General features: G+C 44.1%; 20 protein-coding genes. 6 read left to right on the plus strand and 14 right to left on the minus strand.

Annotated features, from left to right (window positions below; translation table 11 throughout):
- Positions 1-81 precede the first annotated feature (81 nt).
- From U0033_RS09235 to U0033_RS09250, 4 genes are read right to left on the minus strand one after another with little or no spacing between them, the layout of a single operon-like run.
- Positions 82-207, minus strand: coding sequence for a hypothetical protein (locus U0033_RS09235; protein ID WP_262487750.1), 126 nt, complete (start codon positions 205-207; stop codon positions 82-84).
- Positions 208-226: 19 nt separating this feature from the next.
- Complete coding sequence (locus U0033_RS09240; protein ID WP_072357020.1) at positions 227-2050, minus strand: asparagine synthetase B family protein; 1824 nt, start codon at positions 2048-2050, stop codon at positions 227-229.
- Between the two features lie 3 nt (positions 2051-2053).
- Positions 2054-2473 carry a lasso peptide biosynthesis B2 protein gene (locus U0033_RS09245; RefSeq protein WP_072357019.1) on the minus strand — a complete coding sequence of 140 codons (420 nt, stop codon included), beginning with the start codon at positions 2471-2473 and terminating at the stop codon, positions 2054-2056.
- Positions 2470-3372 (minus strand): hypothetical protein, encoded by a 903-nt coding sequence (locus U0033_RS09250; protein WP_072357018.1) that lies wholly within the window; start codon positions 3370-3372, stop codon positions 2470-2472. Before U0033_RS09250 ends, U0033_RS09245 begins: the two co-directional genes overlap by 4 nt.
- Positions 3373-3439: 67 nt before the next feature.
- Here U0033_RS09250 and U0033_RS09255 point away from each other — a divergent pair, with 67 nt between their 5' ends.
- The 3 genes from U0033_RS09255 (at position 3440) to U0033_RS09265 (ending at position 5662) form a co-directional block, all read left to right on the plus strand.
- Positions 3440-3715 (plus strand): PqqD family protein, encoded by a 276-nt coding sequence (locus U0033_RS09255; protein ID WP_072357017.1) that lies wholly within the window; start codon positions 3440-3442, stop codon positions 3713-3715.
- On the plus strand, positions 3715-4848 hold the full coding sequence (locus U0033_RS09260) for a nucleotidyltransferase family protein (RefSeq protein WP_072357016.1): 1134 nt from the start codon (positions 3715-3717) through the stop codon (positions 4846-4848). The genes U0033_RS09255 and U0033_RS09260 overlap by 1 nt, the downstream gene beginning before the upstream one ends.
- Positions 4849-4936: 88 nt before the next feature.
- The gene (locus U0033_RS09265) at positions 4937-5662 is read left to right on the plus strand and encodes an SDR family oxidoreductase (protein ID WP_072357015.1); all 726 of its coding nucleotides are present in this window, start codon (positions 4937-4939) and stop codon (positions 5660-5662) included.
- A 112-nt stretch (positions 5663-5774) separates the two neighbouring features.
- Here the strand turns inward: U0033_RS09265 and U0033_RS09270 are convergent, their stop codons facing one another.
- Positions 5775-6260, minus strand: a complete 486-nt coding sequence (locus U0033_RS09270; protein ID WP_072357014.1) for an SRPBCC family protein — start codon at positions 6258-6260, stop codon at positions 5775-5777.
- 383 nt (positions 6261-6643) lie between these two features.
- Here U0033_RS09270 and U0033_RS09275 point away from each other — a divergent pair, with 383 nt between their 5' ends.
- The 3 genes from U0033_RS09275 (at position 6644) to U0033_RS09285 (ending at position 9553) form a co-directional block, all read left to right on the plus strand.
- Complete coding sequence (locus tag U0033_RS09275; protein WP_072357013.1) at positions 6644-8095, plus strand: family 43 glycosylhydrolase; 1452 nt, start codon at positions 6644-6646, stop codon at positions 8093-8095.
- 161 nt (positions 8096-8256) lie between these two features.
- On the plus strand, positions 8257-8985 hold the full coding sequence (locus tag U0033_RS09280) for an alpha/beta fold hydrolase (RefSeq protein ID WP_072357086.1): 729 nt from the start codon (positions 8257-8259) through the stop codon (positions 8983-8985).
- On the plus strand, positions 8951-9553 hold the full coding sequence (locus tag U0033_RS09285) for a Crp/Fnr family transcriptional regulator (RefSeq protein WP_072357012.1): 603 nt from the start codon (positions 8951-8953) through the stop codon (positions 9551-9553). The genes U0033_RS09280 and U0033_RS09285 overlap by 35 nt, the downstream gene beginning before the upstream one ends.
- On the opposite strand, the gene U0033_RS09290 is transcribed toward U0033_RS09285, so the two are convergent.
- The 9 genes from U0033_RS09290 to U0033_RS09330 form a co-directional block, all read right to left on the minus strand.
- A complete protein-coding gene (locus tag U0033_RS09290; protein ID WP_072357011.1) occupies positions 9554-10462 on the minus strand; it encodes a helix-turn-helix domain-containing protein in 909 nt (302 codons plus the stop codon).
- Between the two features lie 60 nt (positions 10463-10522).
- Entirely contained in the window at positions 10523-11353 is an 831-nt protein-coding gene (locus U0033_RS09295) for an SDR family NAD(P)-dependent oxidoreductase (protein WP_072357010.1), read from the minus strand.
- A 121-nt stretch (positions 11354-11474) separates the two neighbouring features.
- Positions 11475-12227 (minus strand): SDR family NAD(P)-dependent oxidoreductase, encoded by a 753-nt coding sequence (locus tag U0033_RS09300; protein ID WP_072357009.1) that lies wholly within the window; start codon positions 12225-12227, stop codon positions 11475-11477.
- Between the two features lie 143 nt (positions 12228-12370).
- Positions 12371-12946 carry a Crp/Fnr family transcriptional regulator gene (locus U0033_RS09305; protein ID WP_072357008.1) on the minus strand — a complete coding sequence of 192 codons (576 nt, stop codon included), beginning with the start codon at positions 12944-12946 and terminating at the stop codon, positions 12371-12373.
- Between the two features lie 44 nt (positions 12947-12990).
- On the minus strand, positions 12991-13458 hold the full coding sequence (locus U0033_RS09310; RefSeq protein WP_072357007.1) for a hypothetical protein: 468 nt from the start codon (positions 13456-13458) through the stop codon (positions 12991-12993).
- 5 nt (positions 13459-13463) lie between these two features.
- The gene (locus tag U0033_RS09315) at positions 13464-13871 is read right to left on the minus strand and encodes a DUF4267 domain-containing protein (protein ID WP_083571318.1); all 408 of its coding nucleotides are present in this window, start codon (positions 13869-13871) and stop codon (positions 13464-13466) included.
- A 278-nt stretch (positions 13872-14149) separates the two neighbouring features.
- Positions 14150-15289, minus strand: a complete 1140-nt coding sequence (locus U0033_RS09320) for an efflux RND transporter periplasmic adaptor subunit (RefSeq protein ID WP_072357006.1) — start codon at positions 15287-15289, stop codon at positions 14150-14152.
- Complete coding sequence (locus U0033_RS09325; RefSeq protein ID WP_072357005.1) at positions 15279-18422, minus strand: efflux RND transporter permease subunit; 3144 nt, start codon at positions 18420-18422, stop codon at positions 15279-15281. Before U0033_RS09325 ends, U0033_RS09320 begins: the two co-directional genes overlap by 11 nt.
- Before the next feature lie 13 nt (positions 18423-18435).
- Positions 18436-19824, minus strand: a complete 1389-nt coding sequence (locus U0033_RS09330; protein WP_072357004.1) for a TolC family protein — start codon at positions 19822-19824, stop codon at positions 18436-18438.
- Positions 19825-19831 lie beyond the last annotated feature (7 nt).

Below are 19831 nucleotides of genomic sequence, written 5' to 3' on the forward strand. Positions count from 1 at the left end.
TGGGGGTTGTTGGCCCGTTTTCCATTGTGTAAGAGTATTTTAAAAAAGGACTCATTTTGCAATAAGCCCTGGTTTTAAATCTCAGGTGCTGGACTCTGACGCGAAATCAAAACCGACACCACCATTACCAAGGGTAACGTCATTTACTTCGTAAACTTTCAGATCGGGCGTTGTCCAAACAGGTTTTTGTTGTGCTTGTTCGTTCATGCTTGTTTGTTTTTAATTGTTAGGGAATTATATATCCTTTCTGTGACAATTCGGTTAGGACTTCACTTGCTATTACAGACTGGTTAGTTCTGAGGATTGCCACATCTTTTCTATTCGTGTCATTTAAAGTTAATCCATCTCTTGTTAAATAACGCTGAAATGCCAGCAGATGTTTATCGGAGTTTGCAATGTCCCTGATATAAGCCCGCTCCTTGTGAATGCGGGAAATATAATCAGGAGAATACATGCCTTTATCCTTTCTCCACAATACTTCGGGTGGCACTATTCCCTCCATGGTATGCCGGATCAGGCTTCTTTTATATCCGCCTTTTACAAACAGGTGCATGGGGATGTCAATCATAAATTCCATGATCTGTTTATCTAACAGCGGCACGGCACTTTGCATACCGAATCTTTCATTACGCTTCGCAAGCAGGGCCGGGAATAAGCCCGTTCTGCCATTGCGGAGGTTGTCGCACATATGTGCAGTAATATCACTCACCGAACCGAAGGACAAGCCCTTGCTATACTTTTGAAAAAACAAGTCCTGCAGAAAAGGTGCTTCCGCGGTGGTTGTTACACTCCGCTTTGCTGACTGGGTCATTATTTCCCGTTTTATAACTGCAGCAATTCTCTTTCCTTCTCTATCAGCGAACTGTTTTACCAGTTTCCATGCCCCCAGCAATCGTCCGCTTTTCACCAGGTTATAAATAACCGGATTGCCTTTCCAGGACACCCAATGATCCCCACCAAAGCCGGTGTATAATACTCCTACCTGGTGTTCCTTTGCTGCCTCCAGGATCGCATGGTCCATATAGTAGAATACGTTGGGGAACGTTTCGTCGCGTTCGAAAGCAGCTACAATACCGTCAAAAGGCCCGTAGGCGTTTGCCGTTATATATGTTTGGATAAGATTGGGGCAATGCCTGCCTATCACATCTATATAATAACGTTCATCTTCTTCTTCAGGATGATGCTTTTCCGGTAGTATAGCAGAAAAGGCATGTAGGGCCTTGTTCTTTTTCTGTAATACATCAGCCAGCACGCAGGCAACGGCTGAAGAATCCAGCCCTCCACTCAGGGTGATGCCAATTGGTTTATCAGTATTCAACCTGTTGCTGACGGCCTCGTAGAGCAGCGCTTTCAGGCATTCATACCAATCTTCATCTTTTCTAAATTTATACCTGCCACCTGCAGGCTCCCAGTATTTCCGGATACTCATAATGCCATTGGCGAGTATGAGGGTATTGCCACCGCACAAGTTCCATACATCTGCATCATAAGTGGCGGCCGGACACGACTGCCGGAAGTAATATTCTATCAGGCTAACTTCGTTAAATCGTGCGGGAGTTGGTTTAAATGCTTCCACTCCTTTTTGCTCACTGCAAAATATGAAAACTTCCGGTGAATCGTAATAATATAAGGTACGAAAACCGATATGATCTGTTGCCAGAAAACATTGCTGCCGGGTTTTATCCCAGATACAGATAGCGAATTCACCTTCCAGGTGAGCTACACATGCCTCTTTCCATTTATTCCAGGCATGCTGGAGCAATACAAGATCGGAACATTGCGCTGGCGCCCCCGTCTTTTGTAAAAGGGAATGCCTGTTATCCAGGCGTATGTCCGCAGTGATCACAAGGTCTTCTGTTTCCAGGGGCACCTGTTGTTGCAGTTCTGACACATTCATTGCCAGCTTAAAATGGGCCAGGGCGATATATTGATTGGTCCAGACATCCATTCCATCTATGGCACGGTGATGCAGCACATTACGGATTTGTGGAATTATTACCGGGTCAAGTGGCTTGCGGCTCTTATTAATTATACCGAATATGGCACTCATGGTTCAACTCTTGAAACAAGCAATAACAGTAAATTGTTCTAAATGTTTATTTCCTGTTACAACATGATTTCCACATTGCAACCATGCATGAGCATTGAAGTTCCCTTTCTGCATGTTCTTACTCACACCAAAAAAGACAGTGCTGTTCATACGGCGGGCCTTAAGCATTAGTTTGCCAGCCAGTGCCTGTTCAAAGCATTCAGTACGCCAGGGAGATCTCTTGCCAGCCCGCCGGATAGCTGTTCCGATACAACGCAACCTGTCCTTTGAATAATGCAATCCTTCAGCCTCACCCTGAGCAGGAAATGTCTTTTTCCCGAGGATGGGTGCCAGTTTTCTGAAAGGTAGAAAAAGGAGCATGGTTCTGGCCAGTGCCAGCCATATCCAGGCTTCTGTGAACATTCTCAGGTCTGTTGTTTTCATAAAAGGGAGATTACATGCGACAGCAAATCATCCGGGGCGCAATTTACCGGTCTGGCTATCTGGTATACATCTACGTTCTGCAACAGTTGTGTAATGGTCTTAAATTTTAGTACGCGCATTTTGGAACTATTGAAAAATGAGGGTTTATAGATATGTTCTACAACTGCCTCAAATGCATTGCCGCCGCTGAGCCGTTCTGTTGTAAAACCGTTATTCTCACTTAGTTTTAATAAAATTACCCTGTTTATAGGATATTGATGAGGGTCAAAATCATCGTGAAAGAAGAGGCCATATTTCTCCATGCCCGGCATGATGGGGAAAGAGCGGTCTTCGTATGCCAGTGCCTGCATGCTCTGTTCCCACAGCTTGATCATGGGATAAGATGCGATACCATGCATGGCGGAACCGGCTCCCTCAGCCAGCACAACGATATCATCACTAAATATACGATATTGTTTATTCAACAACCCTGCGAGTGTGGTAGACTTACCCGCACCTGAGCGACCTGCAATCAGCGTGAGTTTGCCATCAATCAGCACTGAACCGGTGTGCATGGGGATGATACCGCGTTGCTGCAGGATCCCCGCCATACCAGCTGCCAGTACAAACAGGCGAAGCATGCGCATTTCACAATCTTCATAATCCGGGTGCATAATAATTGTATGTCCTCCGCTTACATAATATCTTCCTGTATCCGGCACGGTAATGAGCAATTCACTATCGTTCATGACATATGAGATTCTTCCGGTACTGAAGGAACATCCATCGGGAACAGCAGGTACTTTACCCAGCCGGATATTCACGTGAGCCTGCTCGAAAGAGGGAACAGGGGATAATTCGGGAAAGGGAATTTCAGATTGTATATTCAATCCAAATCCATAATAAGTATAAGTGGACACGGGGCGTTACAAGTTATTTAATTATTTTGCAATAATACTTATTTTTACCAAACAAAATCCCACTTCCATGCACCCTGATACTATTATTAGTAGAAATGAAGAAAAATTTATGATCAGTACTCTTGGAAATGAAGTCGTGTTAATGGATATTCAACAAGGTCATTACATAAATATTAACCCGGTGGGCAGTACAATCTGGAATAAGCTGTCCACCCCGGTATCTGTGAAAAATCTTATTACATCATTGGTAGAAGAGTTTAGTGTTTCACCTACTCAATGTGAAAATGACACCATGCAATTTTTGCAGAAATTAGAACAGCATCATATGCTTAAAATACAATAATGCAAATAGAAGATATCAGCAAAACATACTCGGCTGAAATTGCCTATGTCATTCTATGCTGCAGGGTTTTTATCAGGACATCGTCCGAAGAAGAATTAGAGCAGTACGTAAAGGCACATGAATTGAACTGGGACGAAGTGTACCGCCTCGCAGCATTTCATCGTGTGCGGCCTATTGTCTATAAGGTGATTAATAATAACAGTAATATTCCTGCTGCCGCTTTACTGAGATTTCGAAATTATTGTCATGCGTTATCTGTATTTGCTTTTGAACGGCAGGTGGAATCAAGGCGTATTCAACAGTTACTACAGCAGCAGGGTATCTTTGTAAGGTTGTACAAAGGACTGGATTTTGCCCAGATGGCTTATGCCGGCGATATCAGTATGCGTGAGTTCACGGATATGGATATGATGATTGATGCCAGACGCATGCCCGAACTGGTGGGCCTGATGACCGCAGAAGGATATACCTGTACACAGGGTGAATATATACGACGCTTTCCGGGGGATTATGTAACGAACAAAAAAGACATTTGTTTTTATAAGCGAAGTCCGATGGGCCGATTATTTGGGTTTGAGTTTCATCATCGGCCAACCGGATATTTCATGGATCAATCTATTGGATTTAAAGAGTTGTTTGGACCCGATTATCTGAATAGCTCCTCTCCTATTTCCCATGAGCAATATTACAGGCTGATGGTTTTACACCACGGTGCTAGTGATTATTATCCAAATCTGAGATCTTTGGTAGATTTAGTGATGTTGTCTCAGAATAGAGTATTGGATGTTCTGCCAGGACTGCGACGTTATGAAAGGCTTGGACAGGAACTAGCCACGCGATTATTAGGTTGCCCGGCAGCCAGGATGCCGACAGATCGGGCAATGATAAAATGTGCTGATCTGATTGCTAAGTGGCAGCTAACCGGTACACCTCGCTGTTACCGGGAGAGAATTTATATGCATATCAGGTTTAGTGCTTCCATATCTGGCAGGCTACGATTAATGCTAAGATCATTGCAATATTTCTCTCTACCCAATGAGCGGGATATTAATAACATACAATTGCCCTATTTCAAAGTCTATTACCTGGCAAAACTGCTTCGATTGCTGGGATTTAGGAAAGCTTTTAACTGAATCCGGAAAATGTACCATAAAAACCGTTGGATGTGTTCCTGCTACCTGTGAGCAGGGATATAATTTTGTGCCTGTTAAATCACTTATTATGAAAACAGTATTGATAACAGGAGCAAATAAGAGTATCGGTTTTGAAACAGCAAAGCAATTATTAGGTGTAGGATATTACGTATACCTGGGATGCAGGGACCTGGCAAAAGGTGAGCAGGCAGTAAAACAACTGCAGTCCATGGGCCTCAACCAGGTGGAACCCATTGTGATCGATGTAGATAATATAGCCTCAATACGGGCAGCCCGTGGGCAGATCAAGGCCCTGGATGTGTTGATCAATAATGCGGGGATTAGTGGAGGAATGTCGCAGAGCAGTACAGAAACAGAGATTAATGTATTTAGAGACGTGTTTGAAACGAACTTCTTTGGTGTCGTGGAAGTGACACAGGCATTCATAGACCTGTTAAAACAGTCAGCAGCGCCCCGTATTGTCAATGTGACATCCGGCCTGGGATCTCTGACCTGCCAGAGTGATCCGGATTATGTGCATTACCAGGTGAAACCGGTGACGTATGTTACATCCAAGGCAGCCATGAATGCATATACCATTGTGCTGGCTTATGAACTTAGAGATACAGCGTTCAAGGTAAATGCCGTAGATCCTTGTTATACGGCTACCGATTTTAACAATCATAGTGGTCCGGGAACAGTGCAGGATGCGGCGGCAAGGGTAGTGAAAGCTGCGGTGCTGGGGCCTGATGGCGCAACAGGGCAGTTTTTTAGTGATGATAATGCACCAGAGACTGGAATTAGTCCCTGGTAATATATAAGGGCTGACTAAAAGGCAAAATGAAGGCGATAAGAATAGCGAAAAGCCATTTCATCTCCATCACCCCACCCGAGAAGGGGGTACCCTTTTTGTCAGCCCCTTTTATTTATTTCTCAGCCAGCAGTTTGTCTAATGTTTCGTAAGTAGCTCTCATACCATCTTCCATCCCCATTTCCAGTATCTGTTCCAGATCTGCTAAGGATTGAAAGGTAAGCACACTTTGCACGAGAATCTTATCACCACGTTCAGTGAATGTAACAGTCCAGTCAGCACCGGGAATGTTTATATCGATCTTGCCATTTTCATCACAAAAGGCGTCGAAGAAGCTGAGTTCATAGCGCGGATCGATCTTTTTATATTGGGTCATGCCATAGTATACATTCCCATCCTGATCAGCCATTTTATAATGCCAGTAGCCGCCTTCATGGAAGTTCATTACCTGTGTAGTGATGATCATAGGATCGGGGGCATACCATTGAGCAAGTAATTCACTTTTGGTGTAGTAATCCCATACTTGCGCGCGATCGGCCAGGAACTCCCGTTGGATGGTCAGGGTGTTATTTTCCCTGTTCGGGGTGTAGTTAAACAACATGATCTCTTAAGTTTTATTTTTGGATGATATTCTCCTTGTCTACTACAAAATACAATAAACTCCTTATTATCCACTTTACAGCATAGTAATTTGTCACTAATTTTTCCCGGCAGATATTTCAAATGTTCTCATTTTTTGATACCTGTTCCCCTGGGAAAGAAAGCAGGGAACTTTAAATCATTTTGTTGCGGAACCAGGCAGGCAATTGTTATCCTCTTTACGAAAAATCGTGCTAAAAAGCCAGGCGTGATCCTTCAAAAAACTCCCGGTTAATTAAAGATTTTAGTTAAATTTATTTCCTGTCAACCCTTTTTTATTGCTGCTCCTTTATAGTGTCTATATCCTGGCGCTGATATTTTTTTAAACCCTATAAATTGAAACCCATGGGAAATTCCACCCGATTGCTATTGAATGCAATCGTACTCAGCGTTTGTATCGGTGCCTGTAAGGACGATAACGAAGCGAACCGGCCTGCAGCGCCAGCCATTGCTACCTCAGGTACCAGTTTAGTCGCATCGTCCGCAATTGACCTGATGAGCGGCAATCCTATTTTACCGGTTCCAACTGCAGATCCGGATATCCTGTATGCAAACGGCAAGTATTACATTTACACAACGGCTATTGGTTCGAACAACAGCCAGTTTCATGCCTATTCATCTGCCGATTTACTAAGCTGGAATGATGAGGGTGTGGTACTAGATCTGAACAATGTGAACTGGGCACATACCGGTGGTTGGGCTCCTTGTGTGGTGGCCCGCAACGGCAATTTCTACATGTACTTTACTGCTGCAAAACAGATAGGGGTTGCCGTGAGTACAAGTCCAACAGGTCCCTTTGTTGACAAAGGCAGTGCGCTGGCAACTGGCGACGGTACAGATCCGATTGACCCGATGGCATTTATTGACTCAGATGGCCAGGCTTATCTCTATTGGGGTAATACCACATTTAATGTGCAAGCTTTGAATGCAGACATGATCTCGCTCACTGGTACCCGCACACATGACAAGCCATCTAATTATTTCGAGGCACCTTACATGCTGAAGCGGAATGGCGTGTACTACCTGATGTATTCTATCAATGACTACAGGAATGATGACTACCATGTAGAATATGCAACTTCTGGTACACCTGTCGGACCATGGACGACGAAAGGACGGATTACCTCTCCGTTCGGGGATATCAAAGGGCCGGGGCATAATTCAGTGATCCGGAAAGCTGGATGCAGTGACGAATATTATTTTGTATATCACCGCAGGACAAGTACGAATGTAGATGAAAGGCAGGTGGCGATTGACAGGATGTTCTTTGATGGTTCAGGGAATATTATGCCGGTGCGGATTAGCACTTCAGGCGTGATTAAATATGATGGTATTTGTTATGCACCTAACCCAATTGCAGATGGTACTTATGCGATCAGGTGTAAGATCAACACGACCGCTGGTGCAGGGCTGTATCTTGATATTCCTGGATGTTCTCCTGACAATGCGGATGTAAAGACCTGGACAAAAACTCCTTGTGACGGGCAAAAGTGGACGCTTACTTATCAGAATAATGGTTTTTATAAGATCATCTCAGCATTGCCGAATCATAAATCACTGGACCTGAATTCCTGTGGTTTGGCCAGGGGTACGAATATTATGGTATGGGATCAGTTGTCAAATGATTGCCAGCTGTGGAAAGTGGAGGCATTGGGGAACGGCTATTACAGAATATGGGCGAAGGGCAGTAATAATGTGATGGACCTGGAGAATGGAAGTCAGACTCCAGGGGCTGATATCAGGTCATGGACCTGGAATGGAGCCGATGCGCAACAGTTCACTTTTGAAACCCCCTGATTATTTTATCACCTCCAGGTTCGTATAGCCTGGAGGTGATTTAAGACATATTTTAAAATCTCCCCTACTACACCTGCGAAGAATTATAATCCAAATACGATTGTGATTGTAGTCACGGCCACAAAAAATCGCGCTCCTTACTTTTGTTTCAAATGAATGACATGAAACAAAATATGATCCTGCTTCACGGGCTGTTTGGACAATTGAGCAACTGGGATAGTGTGCTTGCTCAATTTGGAGAGGACTATGATATATACGTTCCTTCCCTGCCGGTTTATGATACGCCAAAAGAAGAACCCCTATTGTTTTTACTGGACTATGTAGAAAAATATATTGCCGCCAATAAGCTGCAAAACATCATCCTGGTAGGCAATTCACTGGGCGGCCATATTGCCGTTTTATACGCAGCCCGTCATCCCCACCAGGTGAAGCACCTGGTATTAACGGGTAGTTCCGGTTTGTATGAAAATACGAATATGGGGAGTTTTCCCAAAAGAAGCACGGCAGCATATATCCAGGCCAGGGTTGAATATACTTTTCACGATCCGGCAGTAGCCACGGAGGCACTTGTAGCACAGGTATTAACGATTACGAAGGATACACAAAAGTGCCTGGGCGTACTCAGGGTAGCTAAATCTGCTCAGCGCCATTATGTAGCAGATCTTTTACCTCTGATTACTGCGCCAACTTTATTAATTTGGGGGCGGGAAGACAGGATCACACCTTTGCAGGTAGCAAAAGAATTTGAAAATATGATTCCTGATGCCCGGCTGGTGGTGATCAATGATTGTGGCCATGCGCCGATGATGGAGAAGCCCGACGACTTTAATTTTGCTTTGCAACAATATTTAAATTATGCCATTACCATCGTACTATCAAAGACTCATTAAGAAATACCCGCAGGTCTCTGTCGAAGAATGGCGATTGCTGGATCAATTAGCGACTGTAAGGCATATTAAAAAAGGCGAACACTTTCTGCGGGTAGGGAAAGTAGCACGCAATGCAGCCTTTATCTTATCCGGGCATTTTAAATATAGTTTTACAGGAGATGACGATAGCGAGAAGATCCTGAAATTTGGTTTTACCGATGATTTTCTGACCAATTGCCAGAGCTTCAACAGTAATAAGCCTTCTTATATGAATATTACAGCGCTGGAAGATTCTGTGATATTGAGATTTAATATTAATAATGTGCGCCCCCTGTATGATCTGCATTGCAGCATATTACATGTAAATATCCAGGTGTACCAGGACATTATGGAAGAACAGGCAGAGCATCAGTATATTCTTTCATTAAAAAGTCCGTTGGAGCGGTATCGCTTCCTGATGCGTAACCGCCCCCTGATCATCCAGAAGATCTCCCTGACGAATATTGCAAGATACCTGTTTACCAGCAGGGAGGCCCTGAGCCGGGCAAGGGTGATGATTACAAAAAACCTGGGCGGTTCACTGACCTGATCAGTTAAATGACTGCCTGAACTGCAAAGGCGAAACTTTTGCTTTTACCTTGAAAAACTTACTGAAAGACTGTGAATGCTCAAACCCAAGCTGGAAAGCAATTTCAGAAGCTGACAGCTTCGTGGTGGATAATAACTCCTTCGCTTTTTCGAACAGTTTCTCCTGGATCAGTTGTTGCGCATTCTGGCCAATGAGAGAGCGGAGCATATCACTCAGGTAACCTGTGGAGAGGTTTAATTGCTCCGCCAGGTATTGCACGGACGGTAAGCCTGGTGTATCTTTTTCAAAGTAATCATTTAACAATTCTTCTACCCGTTGTAACAGGTCGTTGTGTACGACTTTGCGGGTAATGAACTGACGTTTGTAAAAACGGTTCGCGTAATTTAGTAATAATTCTATGTGGGCAATAATTACATCCTGACTAAAATCGTCGATCCTGCTATTGAGTTCTGTGTCGATCATTGTAAAGATAGCATGAATGGTTTCTTTCTCTTCTTCCGAGAGATGTAATGCCTCATTCGTTGAGTAAGAAAAGTAACCATACTGCCTGATCTTTTTTGCAATCGGGTAGTTCAACAGGAAATCAGGATGGATCAGTAAAATGTAATCGGAACAGCTAACTGCGTGTTCATTATTTCCACCGATGATCTGACCAGGGGCAGCGAAGAGCAGTCCACCTTCATCAAAATCATAATAGCTCTGACCGTAGCGTATTTTTCCGCTTAGTTTTGGCTTATAAGAGATCTTATAGTATTTCAGTACATGGGCACCTGTTGGTGCATGCTTCATCTCGGTATTCCTACCATTGAAAAGGCTGATCAGGGGATGCTTGGGAGCTGGCAAACCTGCCAGGCGATGCATTTCAGTCAGAGAGTCTGGTGAATGGATTAGATTTGCTTCCTTCTTCATGTGCTTCTGTATTAAAGAATGATAACCGTTTCCAAAGGTCGGTTATCATTCTCATATAATTTATTTTGATTCTCCCTGTGCGGCAACAGAGATGTCGTTCCAGGCTTCCCAGGTTGCGATGCGTTCTGCATAGGCAGCACGTACATCTGGTAAATTCTGGCTACCCAGGTTAAAACGCAGAGGTGGATTTTCTGCATCTACCACTTTGAAAATAGCAGCAGGGGTCGCATCCGGGTTACCTCTTTCCAGACCTCTCAGGGTTCCGAAAAACTGCTGCTTGAAATCTTCGTAAATATCCAGTGCCCCGGAAAATTTCAATGAATCCTGGCTACCGAATTCAGTAGCATAAGCACCTGGCTCTATAATTGTCACTTTTATTCCGAATTGGCTCACCTCTTTTGCCAGGCTTTCATGAATAGCTTCAAATGCCCATTTGGAGGAGCAGTAATAACCGATCACCGGAAATGCTAAATGACCGAGACCGCTGGAAGTTCCTAATATGTGACCTCCGCCTTGTGCTCTTAATAAGGGCAGTGCGGCTTTGATCACTGTTAGTGGACCGAAAACGTTTGTTGCATAAAGGGCTTGTACATCTTCCGCACTTGCTTCTTCAATGGTGCCTACCAGGGAATAGCCAGCGTTATTGAGCACAATATCAAGTTTACCAAAATGGGCGTGCGCCTGAGCTACGGCGGCATTTACCTGTGCCGGTATTGTAACATCCATTTCCAGTGGCAATACCTTATCACCATACTTTTCTTTGAGGTCTGCGATGCTGGATAGCTTTCTTGCTGTAGCTGCTACTTTATCTCCGCGATTGAGTGCTGCTTCTGTCCAAACTCTTCCGAATCCACGGGAAGCTCCTGTAATAAACCATATTTTACCTGCCATGATACTATTTTTTTATTGTGATACAAAGATCGGAAGAGATCTTTTGGAGGATGTAGCACTATCGCGGAACTTTGTAGCCGAATCAAAAATGGGGTAACTCATCCCCCGGCCACCATTTCATTTACCAGGGAATATGCTGATTCTCCCAGCGGGTATAAGTTCCTCCCGGATCGTCCGGACCAAACAATGCTACCCGTACTACTTCCCTGGAGCCATCTTCGATGGTTTCTGTTCCCTGAAAATTATTGAGGGCTGTTTTTGTGAACTCAGGAGATACAAGGTTTACCTTGATACCATCATTTTCGTGTTCGATCATCATGGAAAGGGCAATGATATTCATGGCACTTTTTGAACCGGCATAGGCTGGTGTGTACATCTTTCTGTAAGGGAAGGATGGATCGGCATTCAGGGTAAGGGAGCCTACACCACTGGAGACATTTACAATGCGGGCATCGGATGACAGTCTTAGGAGCGGCAGCATAGCCTGGTAAACAGCGAGGGCACCGAATACGTTTGTTTCCCAGATAGCGCGGAGGTCATCGAGAGATACGGTGCTGGTGCCGTATAATGTTCTGTAGTTCTCCAGTGTAATGTCATCTCTTTCAGACCTTGAGATAGCGGCGTTATTAACGAGAAGATCGAGGCGGCCGAATTCAGTGCGGATACGTTCGGCAGCGGCAGCGATGGAGGCAGGGTCGGTGACATCGAGTTGAATAGGAATGGCGTTGATTTCCTTTGCAGCGACTTCGCCTCGTTCAAAGTTGCGGGAGCCAAGGAGTACGGTGACACCATTCGCTGCTAGTTCTTTTGCTACCTGTTTACCCACGCCTTGATTGGCGCCGGTTACAAGAGCTATTCTTTTGTGCGTTGTCATGAGACGAGATTTTTGTGGAACAAAGATGGGGCTATGGGGCCTGGAATTTGTAGGTGGATTGAGGGAGTTTGTAGTTGAATTGAAGATATTGGGAAGGTTCAGGCAGCCAGTGGCATATCGTATTATTGAAACCGGTGAAAGTGTCAGCGCCCGGAGGCCAGGCGTTTCCTGATCCGGCTTAGCGATGGCGGTTTCACGCCTACATAAGATGCAATGTAATACTGGGGAATACGATGAGCCAGGCCCGAATAATTAGCAAGGAATTTCAGGTACCTGTTATCGGGCTTGTCGGTGTAAAGAGAAATCACCTGGGTCATTACATTTACAAAAACCTGTTCGATCGCTACACGGCCAAACCTCTCCCCATTGCTTACTTCCCGGTAAAATTGCTGAATGCCATCGGCACTGATCCGGTATACAAGGGTATCTTCCAGTGCCTGAATATTAACATTGGATGGGGATTGGGGTAAAAAGCTGACATAATCACATACAAATTCCCCTTCCTGGTTAAAGTAGTGCGTTTGCTCCGTTTCTTCATTATTCAAATAATACCTTACCAAACCACTTTCAATAAAGATGATGTAACGGCACACCTCCCCTGCTGACAAAAGATGTTCTCCTTTCCTGAAAGATTTTTTGTGAAACAGGTTTTCGATGATGGTAATATCTTTTTCAGAAACGGAGATCTGGCTCTTTATTGCTTGAATCAAAAGTTGCATACAGGCAAAATTAACTGATTACCCAGTTAATTTTGCCTTTTTCATTAATCACCTACTATGGTTGCCAGGGATAGCAGCAGCATGGCAAATGTAAGGAGTGCAGCCCTGTAACCGATCACACTATCCCAGCGGTTTTGCAGTGCTCGGATATTGACAGGCACGATATTATTAACTACGCCATCCGCCATTACTTTATTGACAGGCTTTGCAATGGTCATGTACAAGTAAAGATGAGACAGTAACATTAATAGTGCGGCACCTGACAAGCATGTAGCATAAAGGTTGCTGAAATTTAAAACGATGCAAATTGTCGTGCACAGCAGTGCTGTAATTCCAAAGCCCGGCATACGCTTATCTGCGAGCAGATGGGTATGGCCAATCAGGTCGGCAATGGAGCTATCTTTGCTGAGGGAGGCGGCTTTTTTTACAACGATGGCGTGAAACATGTCAGTTCCATATATTACACCGGTGCTTACATTCGCGATGATCAAAAGGAGTTGGCTGATATGCATAGTGTTCAATTTTTAGCGGGCTTTATAAAGAGTAAAATGCTGGTAATAACCATAACGAGTGCGGTGATACCATGAATCATTAAATGAGCGGTATCCTTACTTCCATTGTAAGAGAGGATAATGAGAAAATCGACAGCAGGAATGACAATGGCGGCAGTGAATACCCATGCCACGACTTTACGCATCCGCATAAAAAGTAAGGGTAAAAGGGCGAGTCCGGAAAAGATATCCCGGATACCTTTGATTTTCCCGTAAGCAGTGTCTTGCGGAGCTGCAAAGGGGATGCCATAGCCGGCAGCACCAGCCTGCGGATAGATGAGAAAGCGGGTGCCAATGAAAATAATGCCTGCTGCTATTACCAGTACAGCCCAGAATGATACGGATTTAATTCCCCAGATGGATTGTGTTTTCATATCCTGATTTTTAGATAAGCAAAAATCCGGGATAAAAAACGGAGGATCATTCACCTGGGTTAATAAATTAAACTACCTGCGGGGGCAAGGTGAAGTTAGGAATTATGGTTTCCCAGGGTTCTATTTTACAGTTCCAGGTTTTTCATTGTAAGGAGTATTAGAACTCATTTCATAAATAGGTATTTATAATTGATGATCAATACATAAATGGTAATTATGAAATGAGTTTTAGTATTGCTATAGAGACGCTCCAATAATCTTTTACTCAGCCGCCTTATTTAGCGGACTGCCGGGAATGAAGTTTGAACCAATTTCCCATAAACGCTGGTACCGGGTTTACGCTCATCGGTTGCCTTTAAGAGTAGCGTATCATCTTTTTGCAAATCACCAAAGAGCTCTACTCCTTTGTCATTAATGATACCTTGCCGTACGTCTATCCATTCAAGATGCCCATCTCTTAACCTGATAATAAATTTCTTCTCCTGTGTGGTTGCAATAGCGGATGCAGGTACTATATAAGATGGATGGATACGGGTTATTTCAATTTTAACATAGGCAAAGCCGCCCGCTTTCAATTCGTGGCTGCTATTGTCCACCTGAAATTCCCATAGTTCTGTCCTGGTAACCGGATCAATTGTTTCCGATTTACGCGTAAGGGCTGCCTTAAATTGTTGAGTAGGATAAGCATCTACCCTAAAAGCCATATTCTTTGATGTGGTCGCAGCCGAAATATACATTTCCGGTACTGCTGCACGTAAACGTAAAATGCGGTTATTTTGTACCGTGAGCAACATTGCGTTTGTTCCTACCAGGGCACCAGGATCTGCTTTACGGGCAGTAATCACACCATCAAAAGGGGACTTGATATATAAGTATCCTGATACTGCTTTATAGGCCTGGGACTGCTTTTCCGCTGCTGCATAGGTAGCGCTGTCTGCCATCATCTGGCTGCGGCTCCGTTCTAAATCAACAGGTGCTACAATGCCAGGAGTTTTCGCCTGCGAGGCACGATACAATCTTTCGTAAATATCTTTACCGGCGGTCCATTTAGCTTTTGCAGATTGTAAAGCTGCTTCTGACTCAGCGAAACGGCTATTAATTTCCGGTGCTTCAATTATGGCAAGGAGCTGACCTTTCCTTACATGATCGCCTAAGTCAACTTTCATTTCTTTAACAAATCCCTGCACTTTAGCAAACAGCTCGGCATTTTCATACGGCACAAGTTCTGCCGGCAATTCCACCATTTTTTTAAGTGTATCCTGCTCCAGTAAAAAAACAGGCACAGTATCCTGTGCAGTATTGGCATCGCCTGCTTGCTGCTCTTTGGAGCCACCGCAGGCCGCCAGGAGAACAGACAGGCTGAAAAAAACAACTAAACGCATATTATTTAAGTTCTTCTTTTTATTGTTACTTGTCATAACTGGCACTATTTATATCGTCCGGGTCAAGAGAGATGTTTTTGTATACTTTTCTTCCTATTATCAACTGGTATAAATGAGGAAGAAAAAACAATACACTAAAGGCAGAGAAAAGCAGTCCGCCAATAACCGCTATACCTAAAGGAGAGGTTTGATCCCCACCCTCCGATAAGCCCAATGCCATCGGGATCATGCCTGCAATCATAGCAGCACTGGTCATTAAAATAGGACGCAAACGATTGGCAGCAGCCTTCATATAAGAGGCGCTATCTCCAATTTGTCTATAATGTTCCGCATTTGTTATAAATAGCACTGCATTTGCAATTGCGACGCCTACAGCCATAATCGTTCCCATATAAGATTGTATGTTCAGGGAATTGCCCGTAATTAACAGGAAGAGTAAGGCACCAGCTATTACTGCCGGTATAATCGCTAAAGTTACCAACGCTATACGAAAGGATTGAAAATACACGGCGATTACCAGAAATATTACTATTACAGCCACCAGTAAACCAAACTGCAAGCTGGTTAAGGTTTGCTGCAGGAGTTCCGGCTGGCCACGGAGCTTTATTTTGGATCCGTTACTTAACTTACCCATATCTGCAATTACCTGGTTTACTTTTTTGAATACGCTTCCCGCATCTTGCTGATGTATGTTGGCCGTGATCGTAATATAGCGTTGCTGATTCAGCCTGTCATATTCTCCCGGCACAGTTGTATATTTCCAGTTTGCCACCTCATTGAGATAATGTGAACTACCGGTTCCCCCTGATATAGGTATCGCCTCTAATTTTGCGGTACTGTTCATCAGGTATTCAGGGTATTGTACCTGCACCTGGTAAGCAGTTCCTGTAGTCTTATCCAACCAGTAGCTGGGTGCTGTAAAACGGCTGGAAGACGTAGCAGTTACTACAGACCTTGCTATCTGATCACTACTAATACCTAACTGGCCGGCTTTAACCCGGTCAATATTTAACCGGATAGCAGGATAGTCAAGCGGGGTACTAATCTGTACATCACGTAGCGCAGGAATAGCAGATAGTTTTTGTACCACTTGTTCTGCCGTTTTTCTACCATCAGCCAGGTTTCGGTTCACTACTGAAATTTCAATCGGATTCGTACTACCCTGATTCAATACCTGTTCTACCATGTCACCGGGTTCAAAAGAGATTCGCACGTCTGGCATATTTTGCTGCACGCTTTTTCTCAGCTTTTCGCGGAACGTTTCAATCGGGATTACGCCGCTTTTTAGTTTAATTCGGGTAACAGATTCCTGCGGCCCGCCTGTCCATAAATAAATGTAATTTACAGGATAGCTGGATGGTTGCGTTCCAATAAATGCAGAACTTATTTCTGTGTTGCCTTTGCCCGCAATACTGTCTGCCATTGACAAAAGTTTATGGGTCGCTTCTTCTGTCCGTTCAAAACGACTCCCTACCGGCAAGCGTAAACGAACCTGCGCCAGGCCGCTATCAGTTTGAGGAAATAATTCCGTACCGGTAAAAACAAATATTACTGCTACTAATACGATCGAAATAAAAAGAAACAACCAACTAAGCCGACGATAGCTGTTTTTCCAAAGCTGACCGGCATTTATGTAGCGTTGCCTGATACGGCTGAAATAATCGTTTTCCTGTTTCGAAGCTTCGGTGGCTGGTTTTGACTTCAACCACCAGTTGGCTATCACCGGTACAAAAGTCTGTGATAACAGGAAGGAAGCAATCATAGCAAACCCTACTGCCAGCGACAGGGGCATAAACATAGCTTTGGGTACACCACTCATAAACATGGATGGTACAAATACCGCCAAAATACTAAGCAGTATAAGCAACTTCGGTCCTGCTATCTCTTTTGTAGCATCGGCTATAGCACGGGCTTTCCCTTTACCGGCTTCCATATGCCGGTGTATATTTTCGATGGTTACAGTTGCCTCATCTACCAGTATGCCTACTGACAATGCCAGACCACCCAATGTCATTATATTAATCGTTTGACCAGCCAGGTACAATAAGGTAGCAGAAGTAAGTAATGCAAGCGGAATGGTTAAAATTACAATCAGCGCACTCCTGCGATCTCCAAGAAATAATAACACCATCAGGCCAGTAAAAATTGCGCCAAGTCCGCCTTCAAAAAGAAGACTTTTCAGGGAATTTATAACGTAGCCGGACTGATCGAACTCATAGGTAACTTTTATATCTGAAGGGATAGCCGCCTGCATATCAGGTAGCGCTGCCTTAACTTTTTGAACCACGTCCCAGGTAGAAGCATCTGAACGTTTTGTAACAGGTATGTACACTGAACGTTTCCCATTTATCAGCGCATAACTGGTAGTTACATCAGCGCCCATACTTACATTGGCAATATCTTTTACATACACGGTGGGTCCTGCCTCCAATCGAAGTGGTGCATTTTGTAGATCCTGTAATGTTTCAATAACGCTGTTCTGAGGCGTGATATAAGTAGTATCCCCGATACGGACATTTCCTGAGGGGGAAATAGTATTGAATTTAACTAATGTTTGTACCACCTGATCAGGAGAAAGGTTATAGCTTCTTAGCTTTTCGGGGTCAATGGTAACCAGCACTGTTTTCTGGTTGCCCCCAAAGGGAGGTGGCGCTGATACTCCCGGCAATGTAGAGAACATTGGCCTGACCTTAAATAATGCCAGGTCTGAAATCTCACTTAGTGACCGGCTATCTGAACTAAACACAAGCTGGCCAACCGGCACACTTCCAGCATCAAACCGGGTAACGAAAGGCGGCACTGTTCCCGGCGGCATAAATGCCCTGGAACGGTTTACATAACCCACCACTTCAGCCATTGCCTGGCTCATGTCAGTACCTTCATTAAATTCCAATTTAATAAGCGCAGCACCCTGAATGCTTTTCGATTCTACGTATTTAACCCCTGTGATATACAAAAAATGATACTCATAATAAGACGTAATAAAGCCTTCCATTTGCTCGGGAGACAAGCCACCATAGGGTTGGGCTACATATACCACCGGTAATCCCAGGCGGGGAAAAATGTCTATTTTAGTATTTCGTACTGACAGGTAAGAAAAAAAGAGTATCGCCATAATGGTCACCAGGATGGTAACCGGATGTCGTAACGCAGCAGTAATTAGCTTCATAATGGATCGTTCATTATTTCATTTTGTTGGTAAATTCATCAAGGTTGCCATTCGTCACTGCTATATCCAGTAAAGCATGCCATGTCTGCAGGAAAGCACCTGCTTTGCCTGTTTCCGCTTTAAGCAGATCATATTGCCCTTGTATTAAACGGGTAAAGTCAATCAGACCGGAGGCATAACTTAGTTTTAAACCTGTGAAGGCATCATTCGCGGATTGTGCTTGTATTATTGACTGCCTGGCTATTAATACATCCTGACGATAATTAAACTGTGCAGTTTGCTGCTGTTTTTGCAAGTCTAAAGTTAGCTGGCTCAATTGGGCTTCATCCGCTTTCACCAGTGAAGCAAATTGTTTCTTTTGCTTGTTTACCAATGAAAATTGAAGTATCGGGAAACTTACCTGTATACCTACACCATAATTACTGCGTGTAAGTGACCAGCCATCAGATTTATGTAAAGTGCCGTCTGCCGAAACACCTGAGCCCCGACCATAGGCATTAGCCCATAGATCGAGTTTGGGCCGCCATGATCGCTCTATTTCCTTTAAAGCCGCCTCGGAAACTACTTTTCTGGCCTGCTGATGCAGGAAAAAGGGATGGCTTGCTACTGAAATAGCTGTATCAGCTATATAAGGTAGTTTGTTAATTACAAGCGTATCTGATAGCGTTATTTTATCAGCCTGGTCGTTCAGCCCGATAAGGCGGCTTAGTTCTGTAACCTGTGCGTAGTATTGACGTTCTGTGAGCAGCAAATCGGTTTTTGCCTGGGCTAGTGCAGCCTGAAATTGGGTGGTATCAATACCGGGACGCAGTCCTTCTTTTGCATATACGAGCGATTGTTGCAAACCTGTTTCCGTACGGTCAATGTTGGCCTGATGGCTTTGCACCAGTTTTTGGAGATACACAGCATCCAAATAGACCGCAATTGCAGCATACTGCTGACGAAAGAGTGCCTCATCATAATAACTATTTGCCAGTTTGAACTGCGCGGTAGCTTTTTCAATGGATGCTTGTCTTTGTCCAAAAGTTACTGGATTCCATTTTAGCAATGCAGTTAAAGCAGAACCAGGAACAGGCTCATAGCTATTACCAGCAGAGGGTGGACCGCTGATGGGTAAAATTAAACCAGGATAGCTCATGCCTGTAATATTATTATAAGTAGCAAAACCTGCCTGGTAAGCTACTGTCACATCAGGTATAAGGGCATTTCGGGCTATTGAAATATTATGCCCTGCGGCTGTAGCCTGCTCCTTAAAGCTATTGAGTTGCGGTTGTTGAGACTGTACCAGCGAAAGAGCTTCCCTAATCGAAATAGCGCGCTGTGCTATAAGTTTTTGCGTTGATAAACAACAGACCACCAACAGGCCGGTTGCTAACAAGCGTAAATATTGGTAACCTTTCATGCTGCAA

The sequence above is a fragment of the Chitinophaga sancti genome, from assembly GCF_034424315.1.
Classification (GTDB): domain Bacteria; phylum Bacteroidota; class Bacteroidia; order Chitinophagales; family Chitinophagaceae; genus Chitinophaga; species Chitinophaga sancti.